Annotated in this window: 22 protein-coding genes and 1 tRNA gene; 6 read left to right on the top strand and 17 right to left on the bottom strand. The window is 60.8% G+C overall.

The features are described from left to right. Positions 1-87 precede the first annotated feature (87 nt). Positions 88-1,011 (bottom strand): metal ABC transporter solute-binding protein, encoded by a 924-nt coding sequence (locus BLLJ_RS02485; protein WP_008783577.1) that lies wholly within the window; start codon positions 1,009-1,011, stop codon positions 88-90. 261 nt (positions 1,012-1,272) lie between these two features. Here BLLJ_RS02485 and BLLJ_RS02480 point away from each other — a divergent pair, with 261 nt between their 5' ends. After that, the gene (locus BLLJ_RS02480) at positions 1,273-1,488 is read left to right on the top strand and encodes a hypothetical protein (RefSeq protein WP_007053664.1); all 216 of its coding nucleotides are present in this window, start codon (positions 1,273-1,275) and stop codon (positions 1,486-1,488) included. A gap of 34 nt (positions 1,489-1,522) precedes the next feature. Here BLLJ_RS02480 and BLLJ_RS02475 read toward each other — a convergent pair whose 3' ends face one another. The 4 genes from BLLJ_RS02475 to BLLJ_RS02460 form a co-directional block, all read right to left on the bottom strand. Further along, positions 1,523-1,951: a Fur family transcriptional regulator gene (locus BLLJ_RS02475; RefSeq protein WP_007051236.1), complete on the bottom strand. Its 429-nt coding sequence runs from the start codon at positions 1,949-1,951 to the stop codon at positions 1,523-1,525. Positions 1,952-1,959: 8 nt separating this feature from the next. Further along, the gene (gene purK, locus BLLJ_RS02470) at positions 1,960-3,138 is read right to left on the bottom strand and encodes a 5-(carboxyamino)imidazole ribonucleotide synthase (RefSeq protein ID WP_007051237.1); all 1,179 of its coding nucleotides are present in this window, start codon (positions 3,136-3,138) and stop codon (positions 1,960-1,962) included. Then, the gene (purE, locus tag BLLJ_RS02465; RefSeq protein WP_007057689.1) at positions 3,122-3,622 is read right to left on the bottom strand and encodes a 5-(carboxyamino)imidazole ribonucleotide mutase; all 501 of its coding nucleotides are present in this window, start codon (positions 3,620-3,622) and stop codon (positions 3,122-3,124) included. The genes purK and purE overlap by 17 nt, the downstream gene beginning before the upstream one ends. Before the next feature lie 101 nt (positions 3,623-3,723). Further along, the gene (locus BLLJ_RS02460; RefSeq protein ID WP_013582442.1) at positions 3,724-4,716 is read right to left on the bottom strand and encodes a zinc-binding dehydrogenase; all 993 of its coding nucleotides are present in this window, start codon (positions 4,714-4,716) and stop codon (positions 3,724-3,726) included. A 173-nt stretch (positions 4,717-4,889) separates the two neighbouring features. Between BLLJ_RS02460 and BLLJ_RS02455 the strand changes: the two genes are divergently transcribed. Further along, a complete protein-coding gene (locus tag BLLJ_RS02455) occupies positions 4,890-7,079 on the top strand; it encodes a 1-deoxy-D-xylulose-5-phosphate synthase (protein WP_013582441.1) in 2,190 nt (729 codons plus the stop codon). Here BLLJ_RS02455 and BLLJ_RS02450 read toward each other — a convergent pair. The 4 genes from BLLJ_RS02450 to BLLJ_RS02435 form a co-directional block, all read right to left on the bottom strand. Continuing rightward, the gene (locus BLLJ_RS02450) at positions 7,063-8,622 is read right to left on the bottom strand and encodes an ABC transporter permease (protein WP_013582440.1); all 1,560 of its coding nucleotides are present in this window, start codon (positions 8,620-8,622) and stop codon (positions 7,063-7,065) included. The two genes, BLLJ_RS02455 and BLLJ_RS02450, sit on opposite strands and share 17 nt — an antisense overlap. A gap of 11 nt (positions 8,623-8,633) precedes the next feature. Next, positions 8,634-9,800 (bottom strand): COG1361 S-layer family protein, encoded by a 1,167-nt coding sequence (locus BLLJ_RS02445; protein ID WP_007051243.1) that lies wholly within the window; start codon positions 9,798-9,800, stop codon positions 8,634-8,636. Continuing rightward, positions 9,797-10,552, bottom strand: coding sequence for an ABC transporter ATP-binding protein (locus BLLJ_RS02440; RefSeq protein WP_013582439.1), 756 nt, complete (start codon positions 10,550-10,552; stop codon positions 9,797-9,799). The genes BLLJ_RS02445 and BLLJ_RS02440 overlap by 4 nt, the downstream gene beginning before the upstream one ends. Before the next feature lie 251 nt (positions 10,553-10,803). Then, positions 10,804-10,877, bottom strand: a tRNA-Arg gene (locus BLLJ_RS02435). Positions 10,878-10,953: 76 nt separating this feature from the next. Between BLLJ_RS02435 and BLLJ_RS02430 the strand changes: the two genes are divergently transcribed. After that, entirely contained in the window at positions 10,954-12,162 is a 1,209-nt protein-coding gene (locus BLLJ_RS02430) for an ATP-binding protein (protein WP_015713385.1), read from the top strand. A gap of 86 nt (positions 12,163-12,248) precedes the next feature. Here BLLJ_RS02430 and BLLJ_RS02425 read toward each other — a convergent pair whose 3' ends face one another. Next, positions 12,249-13,118, bottom strand: coding sequence for a MurR/RpiR family transcriptional regulator (locus BLLJ_RS02425; protein ID WP_013582438.1), 870 nt, complete (start codon positions 13,116-13,118; stop codon positions 12,249-12,251). Between the two features lie 151 nt (positions 13,119-13,269). Here BLLJ_RS02425 and BLLJ_RS02420 point away from each other — a divergent pair, with 151 nt between their 5' ends. Both BLLJ_RS02420 and BLLJ_RS02415 read left to right on the top strand, forming a co-directional pair. Continuing rightward, positions 13,270-15,525 (top strand): alpha-L-arabinofuranosidase C-terminal domain-containing protein, encoded by a 2,256-nt coding sequence (locus tag BLLJ_RS02420; RefSeq protein WP_260457765.1) that lies wholly within the window; start codon positions 13,270-13,272, stop codon positions 15,523-15,525. A 180-nt stretch (positions 15,526-15,705) separates the two neighbouring features. Continuing rightward, positions 15,706-15,966, top strand: a complete 261-nt coding sequence (locus tag BLLJ_RS02415) for a hypothetical protein (protein ID WP_007053674.1) — start codon at positions 15,706-15,708, stop codon at positions 15,964-15,966. 24 nt (positions 15,967-15,990) lie between these two features. Here the strand turns inward: BLLJ_RS02415 and BLLJ_RS02410 are convergent, their stop codons facing one another. Then, entirely contained in the window at positions 15,991-17,178 is a 1,188-nt protein-coding gene (locus BLLJ_RS02410; RefSeq protein WP_007053675.1) for an anion transporter, read from the bottom strand. A gap of 301 nt (positions 17,179-17,479) precedes the next feature. On the opposite strand from BLLJ_RS02410, the gene BLLJ_RS11505 reads away from it, so the two are divergent. Further along, entirely contained in the window at positions 17,480-17,602 is a 123-nt protein-coding gene (locus tag BLLJ_RS11505) for a hypothetical protein (protein ID WP_007053676.1), read from the top strand. A gap of 124 nt (positions 17,603-17,726) precedes the next feature. Here BLLJ_RS11505 and BLLJ_RS02405 read toward each other — a convergent pair whose 3' ends face one another. The 6 genes from BLLJ_RS02405 to BLLJ_RS02380 form a co-directional block, all read right to left on the bottom strand. Further along, entirely contained in the window at positions 17,727-18,659 is a 933-nt protein-coding gene (locus tag BLLJ_RS02405) for an isoaspartyl peptidase/L-asparaginase family protein (protein WP_013582436.1), read from the bottom strand. Positions 18,660-19,012: 353 nt separating this feature from the next. Continuing rightward, the gene (locus BLLJ_RS02400) at positions 19,013-20,677 is read right to left on the bottom strand and encodes an aminotransferase-like domain-containing protein (protein ID WP_013582435.1); all 1,665 of its coding nucleotides are present in this window, start codon (positions 20,675-20,677) and stop codon (positions 19,013-19,015) included. 57 nt (positions 20,678-20,734) lie between these two features. Continuing rightward, entirely contained in the window at positions 20,735-21,373 is a 639-nt protein-coding gene (gene pdxT, locus BLLJ_RS02395; protein ID WP_007056414.1) for a pyridoxal 5'-phosphate synthase glutaminase subunit PdxT, read from the bottom strand. 85 nt (positions 21,374-21,458) lie between these two features. Then, positions 21,459-22,334 (bottom strand): pyridoxal 5'-phosphate synthase lyase subunit PdxS, encoded by an 876-nt coding sequence (pdxS, locus tag BLLJ_RS02390; protein ID WP_007053677.1) that lies wholly within the window; start codon positions 22,332-22,334, stop codon positions 21,459-21,461. Positions 22,335-22,525: 191 nt separating this feature from the next. Continuing rightward, positions 22,526-24,634, bottom strand: a complete 2,109-nt coding sequence (gene dnaG / locus BLLJ_RS02385) for a DNA primase (protein WP_032740618.1) — start codon at positions 24,632-24,634, stop codon at positions 22,526-22,528. A 163-nt stretch (positions 24,635-24,797) separates the two neighbouring features. Further along, the gene (locus BLLJ_RS02380; RefSeq protein ID WP_032740616.1) at positions 24,798-26,084 is read right to left on the bottom strand and encodes a deoxyguanosinetriphosphate triphosphohydrolase; all 1,287 of its coding nucleotides are present in this window, start codon (positions 26,082-26,084) and stop codon (positions 24,798-24,800) included. Between the last annotated feature and the right edge of the window lie 104 nt (positions 26,085-26,188).

The raw sequence follows: 26,188 nt of genomic DNA, 5'->3' as shown, positions 1-26,188 counted from the left end.
AGTGTTCTGTTCTCCCCTAGACAACGCCTCGCTATCTGACTTGATTATTCCCCTTATCGCTGTTGCGGATTGACGGCTACTGCCGCATTACTTCACGGCGGCGGCGAACTGGTCGACCAGTGCGCTCATCCAGTCGAGCAGGTTGGTGTACTGCTTCGGCATCTGCTCGGCGAGCTCCACGATCGGCACGTTGGCGTCCTTGGCGGCACCGGTGATCTGGTCAGTAGTGGAGTTTGCTTCCTGGCTGTTGAAGACGAACATCTTGATGAAGCCGGCCTTCAGGGTGTCCTGGAAGTCCTTGATGTCGGCCGGGGTCGGCTCGCTCTCGTTGGCGGAGGCCTGGGCGTAGCCCTTCGGAGTGGCGTCGGTCATCTTGAGGTCGTCGGCCAGGTACCAGGCCACGGATTCGGTGGCGGCGTACGGCAGGCCCTCGGTCTTGGCGGAAGTCTCCTTGATCTTGGACTCAAGCTGGTCTTCCTTGGCGTGCCATTCTTTGTTGAGCTTGGCGTAGTCGTCCTTGTGGCTCGGGTCGGCCTTCTGGTAGGCGGCGGTGATGGCGTCGGCGGTGTTGGAACGCACCTTGGCGGAGAACCAGACGTGCGGGTTGTCGCCTTCCTTGATGCCGGCGGTTTCGGCGGCGGTGACCAGCGTGGCCTTGGTCGGCTGGGCGGCCTTGGTGGCCCACGGGTCGTAATCGGCGCCGTTGACTACGGCTACCTTGGCGGTGCCGAACTTGGCGACATCCTGGCTGGTGGGCTCGTAATCGTGCGCCTCGACGTTGGTCTTGGTCATGATGTTGGTGACTTCGACGTTGCTGCCGCCGAGGTCTTCGGCCACGGAACCCCACTGGTTGATGGAGGCGACGACCTCGATCTTGCCGGAAGACGCGGCGCCGCTGGAATCGGACTTGCCGCTGGCGGCGTTGCTGGAACCGCAGGCGGCCATCGAGAGCAGGGTCGCCGCGGCGGCCGCGATGGCGAGCGCGCGCTTGGCGTTGGACATGATGGACATGATTGGGTTTTCCTCTCTAATTAGCCGAACGGCTGGGCGATGCTGCTGTTGCTGCATCATCGCCCAGCCACCAACACGACAGAATAACATGTATTGAGAATTATTATCATTTGCATTTACATCGGCGTGTCATGCTGGCGTTCCACCCTGCCATCACCCTGGCGGCGTTCCTGCTGGCCTGGGCGAGCACCGTGGTACCGGCCTGGGTAGCGGCCAAACGCAAGCTGCGTGACAAGCCGGCTTCCCTACTTCGGGCATTTCATGTTCATGACTTCGGGTGGCTATAAGCACGTGTTCGGCGAGCAGCACCAGTCGAACGCCTATATGGTGCGGCTCAAGAACCACGAGACCTCCAATGTGGAGTCGCGCAGCGCCAAGCTCATGAAGCTGGACGGCGTGAAAGGCATCGTGCAGAACACGACCTCAAAGAAACAGCATGCTCGGCGCGCTGAAGTCAGTGGAATAGCAGCGGAATAACAAATGGGATCGGCTTTGAAGCCGATCCCATTTGTTATTCGCTCACTGCTTTCTGAGCCTTCTGCGCTTTCTGCTCCTTTTGGCAATCAGAGCACAGTCCGAAGACCTCCAAGGTGTGGGATTCAACGGTGAAGCCGTGACCGTCGGCCACTTTGCGCAGCCAAGCCTCGCTGGGCGGGTCGATTTCCACGGTTTTGCCGCACCGCCTGCACACCAAGTGGTGGTGATGTCCGTCGTCGCCGCATAGGCGGAACAGCTGCTGGCCGTCCAGGCGGATCGTGTCGGCGGCACCGGCATCGGCCAAGGCGTTGAGCTGGCGGTATACGGTGGCCAAGCCGATTTTCGAGCCTTCGTCCTCCAGCCTGCGGTGCAGGTCCTGAGCGGAGATGAACTCCTCGCAGTCGGCCAAGGCGGCGCGAATCGCGTCCTTCTGCTTGGTCTGGCGTTCGATATGTTCAACCATCGGTAAGGTCACGCCTTCTTTTTCAGGTCGTCCCAGCAGCCGGTGGCCTCAAGGTCAGCGACCGTCTTGGCCGGGTCGTCGGTGAGCACGGTGATGTGGCCCATCTTGCGGTCGTGGCGCACTTCGGCCTTGCCGTAGTCGTGCACATTCCACTCCGGGTGGGTGGCGATCAGCGCGCGCGTCGGTTCCACATGCTGGCCAAGTACGTTGACCATCACGGCCGGCGAGAGCAGCTTGGGCTTGGGCAGGGGCCAGCCGGCGATGCCGCGGATGTGGGCGTCGAACTGGTCCATCGAGCAGGCCTCGATGGTGTAGTGGCCGGAGTTGTGCGGGCGCGGGGCGAGCTCGTTGACGATGACCTGATCGTCCTTGGTGATGAACAGTTCGATGGCCAGCGTGCCAGCCAGTTCGAAGCCCTTGGCCAGGCGAATCGCCAGTTCATGCGCTTCGCGAGCCACATGTTCGGACACCTCGGCGGGGGCGATGGTCATATGCAGGATGTTGTTGCGGTGCTCGTTACGCACAATCGGGAAGGTGACGAAGTCCTTGCCGTTGCCGGAGACCAGAATCGAAGCCTCGAATGCGAAGTCGACGAAGCCTTCCAGGATGCTCGGCGGGAAGCCACCACCACGGTCGGAGCGGGAGCGGATCTTCTCCAAGTCGGCGTCGGAACGCAGCACGAGCTGACCGTGGCCGTCGTAGCCGCCGGACACGGTCTTCAGCACGGCCGGATAATGAATATCACCCAATGCGGCGTCAAGCTCATCGAAGTTGTTGACAGCGCGCCACGGTGCGGTGGCGGTGCCGTGGTCGTTGATGAACTGCTTCTCGCGCACGCGGTGCTGGGTCACGCGCAGCAAGTCGGTGCCCTGCGGGGTGGCGGTGATGCCGCGCACCTCGTCGATGGCGCCGGCGTCCACGTTCTCGAACTCGTAGGTGAGCACGTCGGACTGCACGGCCAGATCATGGATGGCGGTTTTGTCATCGTACTCGGCGGTGATCTGGAAGTCGGCCACCTGACCGGTCGGGCAGTTCGGCGTTGGGTCAAGCACGCCGACGCGGAAGCCCATGTAGCGGGCGGACAGAGCCATCATGCGGCCGAGCTGGCCGCCGCCGATGATGCCGATGGTCGAGCCCGGCATCAGCATGGAGACGCGGCCGCCCGTTTCTTCAGACAAGCTGGGCATTGGATTCGGCCACCTTTTCCTTCAGTTCGTTACGGTAATCCTCAAGCTTGTCGGCCAGTTCCGGCTCGAAGGCGGAGAGCATCTGCACGGCGAGCAGGCCGGCGTTGGTGGCACCGGAGTTGCCGACGGCGGTGGTGGCCACCGGGATGCCGCCAGGCATCTGCACGATGGACAGCAGCGAATCCCAGCCGGACAGGGCGTGGGAGCGCACGGGCACGCCGATTACGGGCAGCGTGGTCTGCGCGGCGATCATGCCCGGCAGGTGGGCGGCACCGCCGGCACCGGCGATAATGGCCTTCAGGCCATTGGCGCGGGCATTGTGCGCGAACTCGGCCATGAGCTCGGGCGTGCGGTGCGCGGAAATGACCTGCTTGTGGTAGACGACACCGAACTGGTCGAGAATATCGCAGGCACGCTTCATGGTCTCCCAGTCGCTGGCCGATCCCATGACCACTGCGACTTCGGGCTTGGATTCATTTGCCATTATCATTTACTCCCTAGTTATTGAGAATAAGGCCCACTGTACTCCTGATAGCGGAGTTAAGCCACGCAGCGAATCGTTCTCAATACATAATTCTGTGAGGCTTACAGCTCAATAACGATCTTGCCGAACATGTCGCCGGCGATCATTCTGGCGAACGCCTCGGGGGCGGCGTCCAACCCGCTGACCACGGAGTCGATCGCCGGATGCAGGTCGGCGTGCTCCACGAAGCGCAGCAGCCGGGCGAAATCCTCGCGCGAACCCATGGTGCAGCCCTGCACGCGAATGTCCTGGAAGAACAGTCGCGTGAGCTCCGCACCGGGCTGGTCGCCGGTGGTGGCGCCGCAGATGGCGATGGTGCCGCCGGGACGCACCGACCGCACCGAATGGCCCCATGTGGCCGCCCCCACGGACTCGATCACCGCATCGACCTTGCGCGGCAGGCGGGCACCGATCTCCAGCGCGGCGTTCGCGCCAAGTTTCAGCGCCTTGGAGCGCTTGTCCGCGTCGCGCGAGGTGACGAACACCTCCAGACCGGCGGCATGGGCGAGCTGGATGGCCGCAGTGGACACGCCGCCGCCCGCGCCCTGAATGAGCACGGAGTCGCCCGGCTTGATGCCGGCGGCATCGAACAACAGCGAGTAGGCGGTCAGCCAGCTGGTGCCGAGTGCGGCCGCCTCAGCCGTGGTGAGGCTTGCGGGCTTGGCGAACACGTTGGCGGACGGCACGGAAGTCTTCTCGGCCATCGTGCCGGGATATTTCTCGGAGAGGATCGTGCGGCGCTCGCCCGGGGCCACGCCCGCGCCATCGGTGCCGACGAACGTGTACAGCACCACTTCGCTGCCGGCCTTGAGCCCATGCTTGCCGGGGATGTCCTCGTCCAGAATGCCCACGGCATCGGTGCCCAGGATCATCGGCGTCTGTTCGGCGGCGAGACCCACACCCTGTAGCGACCAGACGTCGTGATGGTTTACGGTCACCGCGCGCACCGAAACGGTCGACCAGAACGGGCGGGCCTGGGGTTCGGGCTGCTCGCCCACTGCCAACGCGGCAAGCGGATCGGCATGGTTGACGGTGGATGCGTATACGGCCTTCATTGCGCGCTCCTTGGTATCAAAAGGAATTACCGCATTCATTGTCCCACATCGCGCAGCGAACGAATCACCCATTTACGGAGATGTTGGGGGCATTGCTTCGTCATGTGGACCTCGGACAATGCCGGGCGTTAGCATTCAACTTCGGAAAGACTAGCGAAGGGAGATTCGAGGGTATGCGCAGCGCGTCAGGAAACGGATTTGATTCAAGCGATTCCTTCGCCGTCTCCGGCGCTGCCGAGAGGACCGCACGCCTTCACGACATACCCCCGAGCATTACCCCTTCCCATGGCGACGACTCCCATCTGCTGAGCCGCATTGCCAGCCCGGCCGATGTCAAGGCCCTTGCCCCCAACGAGCTCGCCGAACTCTGCCGTGAGATTCGCACCACGCTGCTGGCATATGGCCACCAACACGGCGGTCATATCGGCTCCAATCTGGGCATGGTGGAGGCCACGGTGGCCCTGCACCGCGTATTCGATTCGCCACGTGACCGCATCGTGTTCGATGTATCCCACCAAAGCTACGTGCATAAAATGCTCACGGGCCGCGCCGCCGCCTATCTGGACCCGGACCGTTTCAGCGAGGTGACCGGCTTCACCAATCCGGACGAAAGCAAACACGACCAGTTCGTGCTCGGTCACACCGGTACCTCGATTTCATTGGCTTGCGGTTTGGCGAAAACCCGCGATATGGAAGGCCCGAACAGCGGCATCGGCAATGTGATCGCCGTGATCGGCGATGGTTCGCTGAGTTCGGGCGTGGCGTTTGAAGGACTGAACAACGCGGCTGAGCAGGGCGGCAATCTCATCATTGTGTTCAACGACAATGAGATGTCGATTGCCGGCGATTTCGGTGGCATGTACGGTCCGCTCGCCCGCCTGCGCGCGTCCGGTGGCACCGCCCAGCCGAATCTGTTCAACGCGTTTGGCTTGGATTACCGGTACGTGGAATCCGGCAACGACGTCGCCGCGCTGGTCTCGGCCTTCGAAGAGGTGCGCGGCATCGATCATCCGGTGGTGGTCCATATTCATACGTTGAAGGGCGCGGGATATGACAGTGAGGAGACTCACGCCAATCAACAAAACGCCTCGACCTTACCGGTCTCACTCGACTCCCCCACCGGCGTGCACCCCACCGATAACGTGAACCACAGCGAGCCGTGGCATTCGGATCACTGCAACCTGTCCGACCATGAACCACATGAAGGCCAGTGCGAGGCCTCGCATTGGCAGAATCCGGATGCCGCAATCGGCAAGCCGGACGATCCGCGCAAGCATTACGGCAAAATGGCGATGGCCGCGCTCGAACCGCGTTTCGCCGCCGAGCCAGGACTCGTGGTCATCTCCCCCGCCACGCCGGGCTCGAACGGCATCACCCATGAGTTCCGAGAGCGCGCGGGCGCACATTACGTGGACACGGGCATCACCGAATCGCATGCCGTGGCGTACGCTGCCGGCATCGCACGGGCGGGTGGCACGCCGGTGGTGGCCACCACGGCGTCCTTCTTCCAGCGCGCGTACGACCAGTTCTTCCAGGAGATGAGCCTGAACCGTTCGCGGGTCACGGTACTTGATTTTCTGGGCGGCCTGTCCGGTTCGGACAATACGCATTCCGGCGCATATGACGTGACGATGTTCTCCAATATTCCAGGGGTTACGATGCTGGTGCCGACTTCGGCTCGCGACTATCTGGCTGATCTGGCATGGGCTACCGCGCCGGCCGGTTCGGCGGACGCCCCTGCTGGTCCGGCGGTGATTCGAGTGCCGGGCGAGGCGATTCTGGCGGCGGAACGGGATGCGACGCTGCTGCCGGTGACGGGTGGGCAGATCGCTGACCGCCCCCAGTCAACTTCGCTGCCAGTCTCCGTCAGCTCCGCCAGCGGGGGCATATCTGCCGCAACAGTCCGCGGGACCGTTAGCGTAACGGCTCAGCGTGCCGGTGTGCGTCACATGCTGGATTGGCGGGTCAATCAGACGGGCTCGCACGTCGCGATTATCGGACTGGGCAATGCGTATCCGTTGGCGGAGCAGACGGCCGCCGCATTGTCTGCCGATTATGGCATCACGGCAACGGTTATCGACCCGCGCCAGTGCACGTCGCTGGATTCAGACGTACTGGAGTCGTTGCGTGATGGCCACCAGCAGGTCATCACCCTTGAAGACGGGCAGCTTGAAGGCGGCTGGGGCGAGAAAGTGACCGCATATTATGCGAATCATCATGTCTCGGACGGCAGCCGTAATCCTCATGTGCTGAACTTCGGCGCAGCCAAGGAATTTACCGACCGCGTGCCGCTGGGCGAACTGAACGAACGTTATGGACTAACGGTGGAGCAGGTGACAGAGGCGATCACTCGTTGTTTTTGATGGCGTCTAGGGCCGGGATTTTAACGGCTTTATTGGCCGGGCCGAAGCCGAACAGCAAGCCGATCAGCGTGGAAAACAGTACGACGAACAGGAACAGCCACCACGGAATCACCGAATAACGGGTCACATTCTCGCCACCAACTATCGCCTGCCAGAGTATGGTCCAGATAGATGTTCCGCCACCGGTACCGTCGCCGGAGCCCCCGCCTGCACCGCTGACCATACCGCCAGACATGCCGCCGCTCATGCCGCCCGCATACAACGCGCCGACAACGTTGATGCCCAGCGATATCAGTCCGCTCAGCACGCAGCCGACCAATCCGCCGAAGAATCCGATCGCGCCGGCCTCCGCAAGAAACATGACGCGAATGTCACGAACGTAGCAGCCAAGCGCCTTCATAATGCCGATCTCGCGCGTGCGCTCGGTTACGGACATAACCATTGTGTTGGCGATGCCGATGGCCGCAACCAACAGCGAAACCGCACCGATACCGCCCAGAATCAGCTGAATCGCGCGCGACTGTTCTTCCAACGACTTACGCATGTCTTCATAGGAGGAGGTCTCGTAGCCCAACGCTTTGATCTGTGATTCGACTTCGGGCACGGACTTGAGGTCGGCGGCCTTGACCAGCACCTGATTATAGGCGGTGGCTTTTTTGGCGGCGGCTGGATCGACTTTGGCGGCCAGTTCCTTCAACGCCTGCAAATCCATGACCAGACCGTCGGAGGTGGCATAGCCTTTGTTGTAGTCGCCCGCCACAATGCCGGAAGCCCGCACATCAAAGGTGACGTTTTCCGACTGACCCGCGGTGTTGCCACCCGCACCGCCTGTGCCGCCACCGCCGCCGTACATGTTCATGGTGTACTGGTCGCCCTGATAATTGGTGCCGGTGGTCAGACTGATTTGCGTGGCGAGCGGATCGAAGAACGGATCCTCGTCCTGGTCTTCCTCGCACTGGCCGGTGGTCTGGTCAAACGTGCATGAGGAATACTGACCGCCGCGTGTGCTGGTGCGTTGTTCGCCGTTCTTCAGGGTGTCCATGAAACCATAGGCGAACCATTCGCCGGCAAGCACCTGATCCTTTTTGACCGGCTTCTCGCCACCGACGAGCTTGTAGCCCATCTGGTCGAACTGGGTCATGTCGATGCCCATGATCTGCACGTAATCGTAGAGGTAACGGCCGCCCGCGCCGGCTCTGGCCGTCACGTTATAAGGGAAGTTCATCATCGGCGTCACGCCGGATACGCCGCTCATCGCGCGGAAGGATTCCACGGCCTTGTCGTCGAGCTTGGTATCGCCCATCTCGGACGAACCGCCACCGCCCATCGGACCGGCATAACCGTTGGTGTACACGGTGACGATGGACAGATCGCCCATCGATTTGAGCATCTTCTCGTTCTGCTCGTTAATGCCCTGGCCCAAAGAGACCATGAGCACAATCGAGCAGCAGCCGACGATAACGCCCAGCACGGTCAGAATCGTACGGGATTTACGCCGCCATAGGTTTTGTCTGCAAAGCCGCAGTATGTCGCCGAATCGCATGGTCGGGCCTTTCAGGCCTTGTGGGACGGGCCGGCCGGTGAGGCTGGTGAGGCTGGTGCAATAGGAGCGGTGTCTGCCGCAGCACCATCCGTCACGTCGGTATCGGTCTTATCATCCTTGCCTTCGGACCAATCATCCCAGTCCTCATCAATATCGTTCTTCTTGGCCTTCTGCTTGCGCCGGCGACGCACGAGCAGCACAATCACCACGATAATGACCACGGCGATCACGACGATGACCACATACACCAGCACCGGCAATCCCTGATTGGCGCTCTGGTCCATGTTCGGATCGGCCATGTCGGAATCATCCACCGGCTGCATATCGGTTACGGGTATGGCGAGCGGGAATTCCTTGGTTTTGGTCTGCCCGTCGGAATCCTCGTACGTGACTTTGAGCGTGGTCTTCAGCTCGCCTGACGCGTGCGGCGTAAAGGCGTAACCAATCGTGCCGGTGGCGCCGGAAGCCACATTGCCCACGTACTGGGTTTTCATCGTGGCATCGAAACCTTCGCCCTCCATCGTGGCCTCGACGTTGGCGATATCGCCTTTGCCCTTGTTCACATATTCCATCGTGACCGTGTTTTCCTGACCGGCGATCACCTGGTCGGGCACTACGGGATCACTGATTTCGAACCGGTCAGGCTGACTGATCGGCACGGAAATCTTGACATCGGACTGGCTTGAGGAGCGGGCGCTGGCGTCCACATACTCGTATCGGAAGTTCACGGTCACGGGCTGGGCACCGCTTTTCGCGGAGGCGAGCGCCTGCATCGGCACGCTTTGCGTCATGGCGTAACCGCCCCACAGCGCGTCGACGTAGAACGTGTTCGTGCCTCCCGCGATGGCGAAGCTCTCGCCGCCGTCCACGGTGATGACCATGTTCGTCACCGCCACCTGACCCATGTTCTGGAAGGTGAAGTCGAGGTTGAAATCGGCGCCGGCGGCCACGGAATCGCCGCCATAGGTGAAGTTGGTGACGATGATGTTCGGCACCGGGCCGGCGATTGGCGCGGAATCGCCGTCGCTTCCCTGAGACGTACTGTTCGTGCCGCTTGTGCCGTCTGTGCCGTCGACTGCGTACGCCTGGTGCGGAAGGGAGATGACGGCAAGTGCCAGTGACAGCGTGGAGAGCAACGCGACGATGATGGCGATGGTGCGGTGGGAGAGGTGCTTCATCGGTCAACTCCTTGGGTTCTTTGGGCGGACGGCGTGGACGGAACAGTTGGGCGGGAAAGGTCGGTGTTGAGCCGATCGCTGGTGATGCGGCCATCGAGCAAGGTGACAATGCGGTCGGCGTATGAGGCCATCTGCGGATCGTGTGTGACCAGCACGATGGTCTGGTTGAAGTCATGGGCGAATGCGCAGATCATCGTCATGACCTCGGTTTTGGTTTTGGAGTCAAGGTTGCCGGTCGGCTCATCGGCGAACACCACCTCGGGCTTGGTCACAAACGCCCGGGCGATGCCGACGCGCTGCTGTTGGCCGCCCGACATCTGGCGCGGGTAATGGCTGAGACGATGTCCCAGACCGACCCTTGTGAGCACGCCACGCGCCGCACGTTCGCGCTGTTCCTTGGGCACGCCGCGGAACATCAGCGGCATTGCCACGTTTTCGAGCGCGGTCAGATTGGGCAGCAGGTTGTACGACTGGAATACGAAGCCAAGATGCTTCTGGCGGAAGGCCGCCAGCTCACGCTCGTCGAGTTTGCTGACGGGTACGCCGCCGATTCTCACGCCGCCGCGCGTCGGTTTTTCCATGCCGGCCAACTGGTTGAGCAGCGTGGATTTGCCGGAGCCGGATTCGCCGAAAATGCAGCAGATCTGGCCTTGCGGGATACTGAGATTGACACGGTCAAGCGCCACCACCGTCTCATCCTCGACGGGGTATTCCTTGCGTAGGTTTCTTACCTCGATGATTGCTCGTGGCACGGGCCTTCTTCCCTCGTTCGTCGCCATTGGCGGACGCGCGATAGCTGGTTATTATTCAGCACATCTCAAGTCAGAGTATAGCCGTTATGCAGGAGACGCACCCCTTAAGGGTGTTCCCGGATGGTGGTGATGAGCATGTGACTTCTAATCTCAAGGTCGACAGTTCAGGCTCCAGACGGACCCAGACCGGCATAATATTCAAAAGCCCCTGCCCCTCACAAACGATGAGGGACCAAGGGCTTATTACATCGTGACCCCGGACGGGCTCGAACCGTCGACCTTGAGATTAGAAGTCACATGCTCTATCCAGCTGAGCTACGGGGCCAAACTCGTGTAAGTCTAGCCGTAGGGGTGTAAAACACCTCGGCGTAACGTCGGCTTGCACCGGTACCATCGGCGATATGGGGACAACGGAGAGCAACGTAGATCACGCCGCATCGGGCCAGACCGTCGCAGGCGATAGCGGTGAGCTCACTTTCACATACGCACAGGATCGTTTTGCCAGTGAAGGCAAGGATTGGGAAAGCCCGGTTGTGACCAACATGGCTGCATCCGTCTCTGCCGATGCCGGTAATGTCCCCGCCGGCAGCATCACCAACACCGGCACCAACAACACCTTCACCAGCACCACCGAATCGTCGCTTGCCACCCTGCTGTCCAACCAATGCCCGTTCGTTATCAAGGCCACCATTTTCGAGGGCAATGGCAAAAACGCCATTCGCGAACGTCACACATTCACCGGCTCGGTGCTGCGCCAGCTCGACCAAGCCAGCGCCCTGCTGAACGGCATCAACGAATCCGGCCAATACCCGGCCATAGCCCTGCGCGAAGCATTGGTCAACGCACTGGAACATCGCGATTACACGTACTCCGGCCCCACACTGATCAATATCTTCGATTCCCGCTTGGAAATCGTGTCGCTCGGCGGCCTGACCGATGGTTTGGAAATCAACGATCTACTCAACGGCGTATGCCAGCCACGCACCCCGCGTTTGGCTGAATTGTTCGCCGATTTGGGCCTCTGCGAGAACTGCGGTACCGGCATTCAACGCATTATGGACGCCTACGCGCAGAGCGCGGTCAGTCCGCAACTGCGCGTGGGCCCCACTTCGGTGGCAATGGTACTGCCTATCCCTGTATCGGCCGAGGCCGCGTCCTCGCATCGGACCGATGCCGATGCTTCCGCCGCGCCCAGCACCACTGACGAAGCACAGCATGCCAAAATGTACTCATTCCCCACGATTCAGCGCATGACGGATAACGCCGCAGATGCTTTGGCCGGCGCACGCATCATCGGCTGCGCGCCACTGCAGACGCTGATTCTCGGCAGTGGATTCGGCGAACGCCCGGACGGTGACGATCAGGCCAGTACCCGCCCGCTTGATACGGCAACGCTGGAACCGTCGCCTCAAACGTTGGAACAGTTCACGCTCAATTTCCTCGCGTTCCGCGGTGTGAAGCTCAGCCGTAAAACCATGCAGAAAGCGCTTGGCCTGAACAAGGATCAGATGACGCAGCTCTTGGACCAGCTGGAGTTGAGCGGCAAGATCGAACGTCATACGCACGCCAAGTCCACTACGTATTCGCTGGCACATGCCTCAGGACGGTAGCGACCAGGGCGACAACGACCAAATCGTCAACAACCCAAGCAGCAACGACCAGAGCAATACGGCCCAAGGCGCGATAAAGCAGCAGCTCAGTTCTCGAATACGCGGTCGCGAATCATGCGACCGGATTCGTCGAGCGCGGTGGAGAACCGGCCATAGTCGGACAGAATCACGCCCATGTACAGCATGTCCACGAGCGCGGTATCGGCCACGCGCGAGAAAATCGCATTGCCATAGATCGTGTGCGAATCACGACCCGTCAGCAACGTCACGTCGGCCCAGCTGGCCAGCGGCGCGCCGATGGCATTGGTTATGGCGATGGTTTTCGCGCCATGCGACTTCGCCAATCGCAACGCTTTGACCGTATCCGCCGAACTGCCCGAATGGGAGAAGGCGACGGCCACAGCGCCGTGGGGCAGGTGCCCGGCACCGATCTGCTGCAGGTAAGCGTCGGTATTGAGACGGCATGTCAGTCCCAGGTAGCCGAGCTTGGTGAACAGATCCATCGCCGGTGTCAACGAATTCTCCACGCCGAAAATGTCGATGAACTCCGATTCGGCGAGTAGGGCGACCGCCTTGCGATAGGCCTTGGGGTCCAACGCACTGTGCAGCTCGTCGATCAGCGCCTTCGCGCCATCGGCCGCTTTACCGGGAATCTCATCTTCGCCATCCCACGGATTCAGATCGAATCCGGCCAGCGGATTGAAGGTCACTTTGTGTTCGGCGGCCGGGTTGCGCAACACGTACCGCAGTTCACGGTAACCGCCGAAGCCGAGCTTGCGGGCGAACCGAATCACCGTCGGCTGGCTGACGTGGGCGATGTCGGCCATCTGACCGACGGTCAGGTCGGCCGCCTCCTCGATATGATTCCGAATATACTGGGCTACGGCGCGCTCCGCCGGACGCAGCGACGGATACACGTGGTCGATGCGCTCACGTATTCCCACCGAGGATTGCACAGCCGCGCTCCTAGTCGTCCGTATTTTCCATTCCTGTTTCGAGGTTACCGGCTGTATACCGGCGAACAGTCGACTTGGATTGACCGCAACATGAACGGTGAGCGAACTCTTCCGTTTACCTTTCCGCTCCATTCCCTCTACAATCGAAACCATGGTGCGGATTAGCGTGGGAAGCCCCACCCATCACACAAGCGGGCGACTGTACGGCGTGTTCTTCGAGGACATCAACCATGGTGCGGATGGCGGGCTGAACGCCAACATGGTGAACAACTACAGTTTTGACGGCGTTTATCTCGACCATCACACGTGGCGTATGGCCGGTGCCGAACGGTGGCGTACGCAGGCTGATTCCCTGCGTTTCTGGGATTTCATCAACTGTTCCGCCGCCGGCCTTGGCAGTGAGATACGCGGGATTCACGGCCAGCGGGTGACCACCGACTGCCCCGCCCCGCCAATTCACGCACATAGCCGATACGCTCGCATCACGTCCGATGTTCCTTCCGAAACCGGCCCTGCATATCTGGAAAACCTCGGCTATAACGGAGGCGGCGACAACGGGGGCGAGCCCGCGTTCTCCATCGTCGCCGACCACACCTATTCCGTCAGTCTCGCGGTACGTCCGGTTCATGGGCGGGCCGAGCTGTCCGTCGGCGTGGTCGATAGGTACGGCCTGCCGCTCACCAGTATCACTCGATTGTCGTATATCGTGGACTCCGATCCGCTTGACGATACGGAAGAGACCGGTCTGAGGCAGGACGATGGGGCCGATGCGCAGGATTCCGGCGTTTCGATCAGTCCGGATTCGTCGGATGGTGCCATCGTCATCGGCCGTGACGGCTGGTACCGGTTCAACGCCGACGTAACCGGACTGAACACCGATTACGGCAAGCTGCGTATCACCATTGACGCCGGCGAACGCACCACGTTCGATCTGGATCTGGTGCAGTTCATGGATGCGGACTATTGGGGCGCGGGCGACCCGAAATGGCGTTACGGCAAGCTGCGCCGCGATTTGGTGGAGACCATTCAGGCGTTGCATCCAGCGTTTCTGCGATTCCCCGGCGGCTGCATCGTCGAAGGTGTGACGCCCGGCAATGAGTATCGCTGGAAGGATACCGTCGGCTCTCTGGCCGCGCGACGCCAACAGTATTCGATGTGGTCGTTCAAGATGCCGGATGGTTCCAGCTATTCGCAGAGCTATCAGATCGGTTTCTACGAATATTTCTGCCTGTGCGAGGACCTCAAGGCCAAGCCGCTGCCTACTCTGTTCGCCGGCATCGCATGCCAGTCGCCCGGCCGAGATCCGCGCCACATGGATATCAATTCGGCCACCTTCCGCAACAATGTGATTCAGGACTACCTGGACCTCATCGAATTCGCGAATGGCGATCCGGAGTCCAGCTCGTGGGCCGCGGTCCGGCGTGATATGGGCCATCCTGAGCCGTTCGGCTTGGACATGATCGGCGTGGGCAACGAAAACTTCGGGGCTGACTACGTGGCCAAGTTTGACATGATCAGCGAGGCCATTCATGAACGATACCCGGATATGCTGTGTGTGATGAGCGCCGGACTGTTCCCCTTCCAGCCGGCGATGAAGCGCAGCTGGGACCATGCGCGAGCGTTGGCCGCAACCGATTCCGGGGCACATGATTCCGCCACCGGTGACGCGATTATCATCGACGAACATTCTTACCACTCCCCCGAATGGTTTGCATACCAAGCGTCACGATTCGACGCTTACCCGCGTTGCGGCGCCGGCGTCTATTTCGGCGAATATTCAGCCAACGGCTATTTTGCCGGCCAACCGCAGACCGAACAGGGCGCGAACACGTGGAAGTCGGCACTCGGCGAGGCCGCGTTCCTGACCGGTTGCGAGCGCAATTCCGACGTGGTGCGCATGACCTCCTATGCACCGCTGCTCGCGCATATCCCGGCTAAGGGGTGGGCGCAGAATCTTATCGAACTCAATCCGGCGCATGTGAACCCCACGGTGAATTATGAGGTGGAGCGGCTGTTTTCCACGCATCTGGGCGACACGACATATGCCGTGTCCATCGAGCAGACCGCGTCACGCCCCGCCAAACATCTGTATGTCAGTGCCACCGGGCATGACGGGGATGACGCCTGCCGTTACATCAAAATCGTCAATACCTCCGATTCCCCGGTGGATGTGACGTTGGAAATCGCGCGCGGACTGGCCGGGCTGGGCGCCTCGCCATCGCGACCGGTGCGTTTGGAGGTGACGACGTTAAGCGCCAGTCCGACGGCGAAAACCACTATCGGATACCGCGGCGAGGCTTCGGGGGCGATTGTGCCGGAACGTCGGGCTTACACATTGCCGTCGCCGTCTTCATTGCTGGCGATGAAGATCAAGCCGTACAGCGTCACGCTGGTGGCTTCGCGCTGATCGACATCGGCCATTAGGCCGATTCCTTTGCCGTTAGAATCACCCTCAAGGATGAGGGGGAATCGTGCAGATTCAGGGAATAATAGGGGCTATCCCCCATAGCGAATACAAGCACGGGAGGGCAGGATGGAAACCACGGCGGCCAGAAGACCGCCGGCCAACGATGAAGGAGTATGCGGTATGTTTATCAATCTGTTCCGCAGGCAGCGCCCTGCGCTCGCCCGGCTGGCCCGCAACTCCAACGCCTATCGTCAGCCGATGGTTGCGGCCGTATCATCGTCCGCAGTCGGCGTATCCAGCATCACCTCTGCAGCCAACACAGCCAACACAGACGGCGTATCCGGCGTATCCACGCTGGATGCCACCATCGGCCGCATCCACGACATCCCGCAGTCGGCCATGAGCCGACTGACCGGCTCCCCCACCGTATACGCGCGGTAGACCGGCCCAACCCACAACGGCGGCTCAGAGACTCGGCTCGATGATCCAGCTCAAGGTCAGCAATACGGCCAAAAACAGAACGTTGACGGCGGAGTAGACGGCCAGATACCGGCCTTTCTTGTGCGGGTATTGGCGCACGACGTTCTTGTAAGAAATAAGCGAGGCCATCGAGGCGATGAGCGTACCCATGCCGCCCAAATTGGTGCCAATGATCAGATCGCGCCATTGGTCGCAGAAGCCGGAAAGCAGAATCGTGGTGGGCACATTGCTGATGACCTGGCTGGAGCCGACCGCCACCTCCAGCGGATGGCCGCCGACCAGCGAGCGCGCCAGTTCGTAGAATTCGGGCACGCGCTTCATGTTGCCGATGAAGATGAAGAACATGCAGAAGGTGAGCGGCAGTCCCCAATCCACGTATTTGAATACGCGCCGATCGGTGAACAGGAACACGACGACCACGATCACGCACATCACCCACAGGGGAATCACGTCGGAGACGGCCAGTAGGCAGACGATGAACAGCAGCGAGTAGACGATGGTGCGCCAGCCGCCATAACCGGCGCCGTAGCCGGTGATACGAATCTCGTCGGGCTGGTGTTTGTTGCGCTCGGGAGCCAGCACGCCGGTTTCGAGGTCGCCCAGGTCGCCGACCGGTTTGCCGCCAAACACCACGGAAATCACGATGACCAGCAACACGGCCGCCGTGCCGGAATACGGTGCCATGATGCCGAGGAATTCCATGGTCGGCATGCCGGTCAGGGCTTTGAGATACAGGTTGTGCGCGTTGCCGATCGGGGTGAGCATACTGCCCACGTTCGCGCCAATGGTCATCAGCGTGACCACGAGGATGGTCTTATCCTCTTGCCCAGCCATGATGAGCACGGCCACCGCGAACGGCACAAACGTGACCAGCGCAACGTCATTGGTGATGAACATCGCGGAAAAGAACGTCAAAGCGACAAGCGTAATGACCAGTCCGCGCATGGTGCTGACCTTCTCCAGCAATCGCGAACCGATGATGCGGAACACGCCGATACGCTGGAATCCGCACACCACAATCATCAGGCAGATGAGCTGGCTGATGGTGCTGGCGTGAATGTAGCTTTTGTAATCGGCGTCCGGCGGCACAATGAAACACGAAATCAGGGCGAGTATTGCGGCGACGATGAGAATCGTCTCATTTTTGGCTACATTGATCAGCCAGCGTCGCATCCATTCCTCCGTGAATAACCCAATATCGCAGCCATTCTATTTTACGCGCAGACCAGCATAAGGTACGTAGTCGCGTTGCGCTGGCGGACATGAGTTTTTGGACCGGTGCCGCACATCAGCCGCGCTCGTTTTTTTATTTGGACAAGGAAACATTGAGTTTGCATGTCTTCCATACAATGAACTGCCGCGCAATGCTGTGCCCGTATATACGGCTGCATCATTGTGTGGCAGGCCAGACACGAATACCGTACGTGGCTGGCTCATAGCAATGGAACACAGTTTCATTCGAGGAAGAGGAGCGATGAAGTTGCGTATTACCCCAGTATTCCCGGTCAAACGTTTCGCCGCCGTGTCTGCACAGAACGTGAAGAACGTGCAGTTCGATTACACGAACATGCCCACGTACAACACGATCACCAAGTAGCGCGCACTGCCGCACTGATCGGCGGCACTTGCCGCATACATGAATGGCCGGTGTGCTGCGGATTCCTTACCAAGAATCCGCAGCACACCGGCCATTATGATATATGCCGCAATACAGGGGGCAATCAGCCCTGCACCTTACCTCCTTGCGCGCTACGGTATCCGAAGTTCATCATCTCGCTGTTGTAGGCGACCACGCCACGGCCGACCGCCGGCAGAACGATCATGCCGCCATCGCCATGATGCGCGGCGACTTCGTCCAAAGTGGCCGTCGCGGCATCCTCGACGTTCTCGCCGGAGAAACGCACACGATCCGACACCTGATGGGCGGCGACCACCTTGATGAACGCCTCGCCGATGCCGGTGCAGGACACCGCCACCGTGGACTGGTTGGCGAACGTGCCGCAACCAGGCAGCGGCGAATCACCCACACGACCGTGCATCTGGTTGGTGATGCCGCCAGTGGACGTGCCGGCGGCGATATTGCCCTCGGCATCGCGCGCCACGGCACCGATGGTGCCATGCTTCTCCCACTCATCGCCACCGGACTGAGCCTCGGCCAAGGACTGACGACGCTGTTCGGTGATGAAGTACTCGTTGCTTTCGGTCGCGACGCCCCAATCGGCGATCTCGGCATCGGTCGGGTCCGCGAACAGCACATGCTTGGTCTGCTCTTTGACGGCACGCGCCGCATCGATCGGGTTCTTCACGGTGCTTACGCCGGTGACCGCACCGACCTCGCCATCGCCGGTCATCAGGCAGGCGTCCATCTGGGCGATGCCATCGCTGGTCAGGGCGGCACCACGGCCGGCGTTGAATTCGGGAGCGTCTTCCATGACGTGGATGGCGGCGACCACAGCCTCATGCGCCGGTGCTCCGGATTCCAACAACTGGTATCCGGCATCGAGGGCGCGCTGCAGATCAAGTTCGACCTGGGCGATGCGTTCAGGCGTGCTGTGCTTGCCACGACTGCCCGCTCCGGCGTGAATGATAAACGTGATGCCGGTTTCGCTGCCCGCCAGTTCAGTGGTCACCGGCGAAACGGAGGATGTGGTCATATCGTGTCCCTTTCTGGAGTCAGATGGATGTGCTGACGCCAACGTATCGTTGCTTCCGCATGTATGATAGCCGTTGATGGCCGCGACCGGTTCCGCATTTCGCATCATCGGCTCGCGATGGCGTGACTCGTTACTGCGCCACCTCGCCACTACGCCAGGGGCAATGCGATGCCGGCTCGATCGGCCAGGTCACGCAACGACCACGTGGTCTGCCCCGTTCGCCCGACAACGCTATGCGCATGCCACAGCGAACTGATGATGGCTTCCTCGCTTATTCATTCGTCGAATGCACCCATCGATGTGGGTATGCAGCCATCAAAAAACTCGACAACCGCAATGAGCCAGTCACTTGGCTACATCTGTGCTATCGTCTCGCCAATGATTCGAATGCCGGTATCAATGTCAGCAGCATCCGGGCGCACAAAGTTGAGACGAATATGGGAATCATCCATTTCGTCAACGTCGAACACGCTGCCCGGCATGAACGTGACGCCTTGGGAACGGCAGGATTCCAATACATCCAGAGAGCGCACGCCGTCCGGTAAGGAAACCCAAATATAGTAGCCGCCTGCAGGCACGGTCCAATACACTTCATCCGGCGCATACCGCTCCAATGCTGCGATTGCTGCATCTCGTCGAATGCGGTAAGCCTTGATCAAACCGCGCAAATGTTCGGCGATGCGGCCTTCTTTAAGCAGTTCCAGACAGATGCGCTGCGATGACGTGCTCGTATGCTGGTCGACCATGCGCCGCAGAGCCGCCAGCCGGTTGATCACATGCGGGTCGGCCACAACCCATCCCGTGCGCAGGCCCGAAGTGACGGTTTTCGAGAACGTCGACAAATACATCACGTATCCCGCATTCTCCATGCCTTTGAGCAGTATGGGGCGATGTGCGTCAGACGATTCCCCGCCGTACCACAAATCGCCGTAAGCATCGTCTTCCACGATCAGACACTGATAGCGCCGCGCCACGTCGATGAGTTCGCTGCGTCGTTCGGGCGGCAGCGTGGTACCGGTAGGGTTTTGGAATGTCGGGACGGTGTAAATGAGCTTGGGCCGGAATCGCGCGCAATACCCATCCAACAGGTCTGTACGCATACCGTGCTCGTCCACTGGAACGCCGATGATGCGCGCATCCGCCGAACGGAAGGTCTGCAATGCCGGGAAGAACGTGGATTGTTCGACCAGCACGCAGTCGCCGGGGTTGATGAACGCACGCACGATGAGGTCAATGCCCTGCTCGGAGCCGGAGAGCACCATCACGTTGCGGACGCCGCATTGTACGCCTCGTGCGCGCATATGTTCGGCAAGCAGCGCACGCAACTCTTCGAATCCCTCGATAGGTGATTCCGGTTGGCCGTCGAATTCCCGCGATTCGAATGCTTCGATGCTGACCTTGCGCAGCAGATCGTCCGGGATATCCGCCGGGTTCGGCGAACCGGTGGCGAAGTCAATAATGGTGTCGCCGCGCTGCGCCCGCTCGGCCGAGGCGATGTCATGGTAGGTAAACCGGTTGGAATAATCAGAGAACAACACCGACCATGGCGGACGCACGACGGTTGGTTCCGGGCCCTGAACCGAACGGCTTTCACGAATCGTATGGACCGCCGCAGAGCTGCTGCCCTGGTCTGTCGTCAAGAAATCAGTGGAGGTAGCACGTTCTACGTCGCCGGAAGAGGAGGCTTGCGATGTTCCCATTTCTGCCGACGATCGTGTTGTTCGCGTTATTGCATTCCCGAAGTCACTGTTTGACGTGTGCGATGTTCGGCTTGCGGAGGCAGCCGGCAGCACGAACGTGCCTTTGCCGACTTTGGAGGCGATAAGACCTTCGTCCTTGAGCTGCTGATACGCCTGCAACACCGTGGTGCGATTGACTTCGAGACGTGAGGACAGCTCGCGTTCGGGAGGCAGGCGGTAGCCCTCGGCCATCGCGCCGGAGACGATCTGTTCACGCAGCTCGGCGGCCAGCTGCCGGTACATCGGCACCTTGCTGCGTCGATTCAACTCAAGCTGCATAGCAGATCGTCTCCTTGATTCGTCAATCGGATACCAGTCTAACGGCAGACGAATCGACTACAGCGACAGGAAGAGCTCGTGGATGCGGGTATCGTCCGTGAGTTCCGGGTGGAAGGCGGTGGCCAGGATATTGCCTTGACGCAAGCCCACCACGTGGCCATCGACTTCGGTTTCGACCGTGGCTTCGGGTCCGACCGACACCACGTACGGTCCGCGGATGAATACCAGTGGGAAGTCCGTGATACGCTGCGGATCATCCGCTGCACCAAAATCGGCAGTAGCCTGGAAACTACCGAGCTGACGACCATAGGCGTTGCGGCGTACGACGGCGTCGAGCGCGCCAAAGTAGACGTTGTCGTCATTGTCGAGCTTTTTAGCCAGCAGAATCATGCCGGCGCAAGTGCCAAACACCGGTTTGCCTGCCTTGATGTGGGCGGCGATCGGCTCGAACAGTCCGGTCGAATGCAGGAGCTTGCCCTGTGTAGTGGATTCGCCGCCGGGCAGAATCACGCGGTCGATGGATTCATCGAAATCCTCGGCTGCGCGCAGCAGTTTCCACGGCGCACCGAGCTTGTCCAGCACCGCCGCATGTTCGGCGAATGCGCCTTGTACGGCCAGGATGCCGGTCACGCCGTGCTTGGCGTTTTTGGCGTCCGCGGATTCTTCTTTGGAAATATATTCAACAGCTACAACCATGTTGTCTCCTTGGGCCTTGACTCCCGCTGGCGGGAGCGTCACCCTTTCCTGGCTCCCCTCAAAGAGGGGAGCCAAGGTAATGCACTCACTCGCCGCGAGCGGCCATGATGGTCTGAATCTCGTCCTCATTGATGCCGACCATGGCTTCGCCGAGGTTTTCGGACAGCTTGGCGAGCAGATCGGCGTCCTGCCAGTTGGCGGTAGCCTTGACGATGGCGGCGGCGCGCTTGGCCGGGTCGCCGGACTTGAAGATGCCGGAGCCCACGAACACGCCTTCGGCACCAAGCTCCATCATCAGGGCGGCGTCGGCCGGGGTGGCCACGCCACCGGCGGCGAAGTTCACGACGGGCAGACGGCCGTTGTCGTGCACGTACTTGGCCAGATCGTAGGGCACGGCCAGCTGCTTGGCGGCCTCGTAGACCTCGTCGTCGCGCAGGCCGACGAGTTCGCGAATCTGCTTGTTCATGGTGCGCATGTGGCGCACGGCCTGAATCACGTCGCCGGTGCCGGGCTCGCCCTTGGTACGAATCATGGCAGCACCCTCGGCGATGCGGCGCAGTGCCTCGCCCAGGTTCTTCGCGCCGCACACGAACGGCACGTCGAACTGGTTCTTGTCGATGTGGTACACGTCGTCGGCCGGGGAAAGCACTTCGGATTCGTCGATGTAGTCGATTTCGATGGCCTGCAGAATGCGGGCCTCGGCGATGTGGCCGATACGCACCTTGGCCATGACCGGAATGGAGACAGCTTCCTGAATGCCCTTGATCATGGCCGGATCGCTCATACGGGAGACGCCGCCGGCGGCACGAATGTCAGCGGGGATGCGCTCCAGCGCCATCACCGCGCATGCGCCGGCATCCTGCGCGATTTTCGCCTGTTCGGGCGTGGTGACGTCCATGATCACACCACCCTTGAGCATCTGGGCCAGATTACGGTTGAGTTCCGCACGATTCTGCGTCATGAGTTTCCCTTCGTTTCGACGCTGCTTGGTATCGCGCTTCATTATTGAACGGATTGGATTGGCCCACCCAAACCAGTCCAATTTGGATGGGGCCAATCCGCAACTTCTGCACCCATCCAATCCGGCAACCGGTTGTATGGACTTATGCATCCGGCACGTATTCGAGGATGCGCGCAATCAGTGGGGGGGTATTAGCCGATGGTGTTGCCGTAGATTTGGGCTTGGAGGTCTTTGCGGGCGGTTTCCATGCGGGCGATTTGGCCGAGGAGGGTTATCTTCTCTTCGCCGTCGGGCAGTTGGGCCATGCGGCGTTTGGCCAAACCGATCTGGCGCATGAAGCCCATGTCCAACAATCGGGTGAGAAGCTCAGTGGCGTAGCGCTGCTCCTCCGGCGTGGCAGGACGCAGCTGTACTGCGGCGGCACCGCCATTCACGCCAACACCTCCTCCCGACACGTTGGCCTGCACCGGCTGCGCACCGTTGCCACTGTCGTCGCCAGGCAGAGGCAGAGGCATGACAGCCAGCTCGTTGATCACCTGATTGAGCATCGGCCCGCCGGCCTTGGTAAGGTTGTGCATCCACAGCCCCTGCGGGGTATCGTCGGATGGCAGTCCGCCGGCGGCCGCGATCGCCTGGAACAGGGTGCGGAACACCGAAGTCATGAAATGGTCGATGGTCAGCTGCCCGAACATGGTGCGGTCGATGGCGCGCGGCACCTGAATCAGCACGGCCATGAACTGCTGTTCGGCGATGAATACGGCGTCGTCGATCTTGAAATATGCCTGTTCGGCGGCGTCACGGCGCTCCAAGGCCTTGCGCGTGGCCGGATTGGCGTACGGGTTGGTGCCGGGTTCCACACGCGGCTCGTCACGCTCGAATCGACGTTTGGGCGCGTAGGCGTCCTCATCGCGTACATGCATCTGCCGGCGTGCGTTCATCACCTCGCGGCGCATCACCTCAAGGTCCACACCGATACGGCCCGCGGACTTGCGCACGTAAGCGTCCCACAGGGAGCGGTCGCGAATCTGCGCCACCAGCGGGGCCACGGCTTTCATCGCACCCACTTGGCCGGGCGTGTAGGTCAGATCGAACCGGCTGATGGCGGCGTCAATCACGAAGTCATACAACGGTTTGGCGCGGGCGATCAGCGAGCGCACTGCTTCGTTGCCTCGCTCGATGCGCAGGTCGCACGGGTCGAGATTGTCGTCGGCCACGGCCACGAAGGTTTGGGAGAGGAAGGCCGAATCAAGGCCGAAGGCATGCAGCGCGGCTTTCTGGCCGGCGGCGTCACCATCGAACGTGAACACGATGCGCGAGCTCAACGGCTGGTCCTTGACCTTCAACGGCCCGACCAGCTGGACCGCACCCAGCGAATCGTCGGCGATCAGGCGGCGCACAATCTTGGCGTGCTCGGCGCCGAACGCCGTACCGCACGTGGCGATGGCGGTGTCAATGCCGGCCAAGTGCATGGCCATCACGTCCGTATAGCCTTCGACGATCACCACCTGCCGCTTCTTGACGATGGCGGATTTCGCCAAATCGATGCCGTAAAGCACCTGGGTTTTGCGGTAGAGCTGCGTATCCGGCGTGTTGATGTATTTGGCGGCGATCTGATCGTCTTCGTATAGTTTGCGCGCGCCGAAGCCGAGCGTGCGGCCGGTCGAATCGCGGATAGGCCACGTCACGCGGCCGCGGAAATAGTCATAGATGCCGCGCTGGCCTTGGCGGGCCAAGCCCGCGTCGAGGATTTCCTTCTGCGTAAACCCCTTGGAGGCCAAGTGGCGCACAAGATTATCCCAACCTTGGGGCGCGTAGCCGCAACCGAAACGTTCGCAGTCGGCTTGGGAGAAGTTGCGGCCTCCGAGCAGCTTGCGGGCGGGCAGTGCTTCCTTGGTCAGGATCTGGGAGACGAAGAAGCGTTGGGCTTCCTCGCAGGCTTCCAGCAGTCGGGTGCGCTTGGAGCCGGTGTTCTCGCGGTTCGGGCCGTTGCCGCTGTTCTCGTAGTGCAGCTCGATATGGTACTTGTCGGCGAGCAGTTCCACGGCTTCACGGAAGTCGATGTTTTCGGATTGTTCGACGTATTTGAATACGTCGCCACCCAAGCCGCAGCCGAAGCAGTGCCACACGCCGAGTGAGGGGCGCACGTTGAAGCTGCCGGTTTTCTCGTCGTGGAATGGGCACAGGCCCACGAAGGTGCCGGTGCCGGAGGGCTTAAGCGTTACGGTCGCAGATACAATGTCATACAGGTCCGCGGCGGCGCGCACCTTCTCGACATCTTCTTTCTTAATCATTCCGACCATAAGTCTCTAGAGTACCGCCTCACCTGAGACACGGTAAATTTTTACCGTCGGTTATCATTTCTTCCGCGAAACTCCCTTCAGTCGCCTACAGCGACAGCTCCCCTCACCCGAGGGGAGCTGGCTCGCGCAGCGAGACTGAGGGAAGCACCCGTCCAACACGCCCTCAGCACAAGATGGAGTGCAGGGCCAGAGCGGAGTTGTCGGTCAGGCTTGCGACCTGATCGATGGCGACGCGCAGGCGCTCGTTGTCATTGGTGGATTCATTCCAATCGGCCAGGAACTGGCTTTCCAAAGCGTCGGATGGGAGCGGCGAATCGGCCATAAGCACATCGACCAAATCCGATACGATCTTGAGCTCCTCCTGATGGAATGGCTCGCGCTCGCGAGGCGCCATGACGAAGTACACGGCGATGCCCTTCAGTGCCACGATCTCGTAATTCGTGTTCTCGGGAATCACGATGTTCGAGGAATACCGGGTCAACGGCCCGGGCCCATACGTGTCGCGCGTGGCGGTCTCCACCGACCAGCAGAAGCGGCCGATCAAATCGGACGTAATGTTCTTAAGCTGCGCCAACGATTCGCGCGAACCATTGAAATGTGCAGGGAACAAATGCTCTCGGCGCAATCGCATGAACGCGGCCAGCAGCTTGTCGGCATCCCACTTCGCCCCATACCATGCGCGCGTCTGCTCGATGATGTGGTCCAGCATCTTCGGATCGGCGAGCACAATCGGATCGAACGCGCCGGTGGCGATGGAATCCTCGACGTCATGCACGGAGTAGGCGATATCATCCGAAAGGTCCATGATCTGGCATTCCATGGGTTTGGCGGCCTGGGGCGCGCCGATTTTGAGCCAGCGGAACACCGGTTCGTCATCCGGGTAGACGCAGAATTTCTTCGACCGCTCCCCCTTCGGGTGTCGGTCGGCTTCGGCCAAGGTCCACGGGTATTTGACGGCCGCATCCAAGGCCGCACGGGTCAGGTTCACGCCGGCCGAACGCCCGTCCGGGTGAAAGATCTTGGGTTCGAGCCGGGTCAGGATACGCATGGTCTGTGCGTTGCCCTCGAAGCCGCCGATATTGCCGGCGATGTCGGCGAGCGCACGCTCCCCATTGTGCCCGAACGGCGGGTGACCAAGGTCGTGGGCCAGACAGGCGCAGTCGACCACGTCCGGATCACAGCCGAGCAATGCGCCGATTTGGCGACCGATCTGGGCGACTTCCAGCGTATGCGTCAGTCGAGTGCGAGCGAAATCGTCGGTACCGGCAATCAGAATCTGGCTTTTCGCGCCCAAACGCCGCAAAGCGGACGAATGAATCAGTCGCGCGCGATCGCGCTCGAACGCAGTGCGTGACTTGGATTTGGGCGGCTCGGGTGCCCATCGCTCCTCGTCGAAGGCGCTGTAGCCCTCGTCGCTCAGCACCTGTTCCCCATCCAAAGTCGTTTCCATATGCCAAGCATAGGCACACATATCGGCCGCAGTAATCCCGACTTCCCGAATATGTGCCACTGACGTCAACTCAACGGCACATATTCGGGAGATTGGGGCCGATT

Source organism: Bifidobacterium longum subsp. longum JCM 1217 (assembly GCF_000196555.1).
GTDB lineage: Bacteria > Actinomycetota > Actinomycetes > Actinomycetales > Bifidobacteriaceae > Bifidobacterium > Bifidobacterium longum.
Note: the sequence above shows the minus strand (reverse complement) of the source record. Positions and strands in the feature narration are given on the sequence as shown.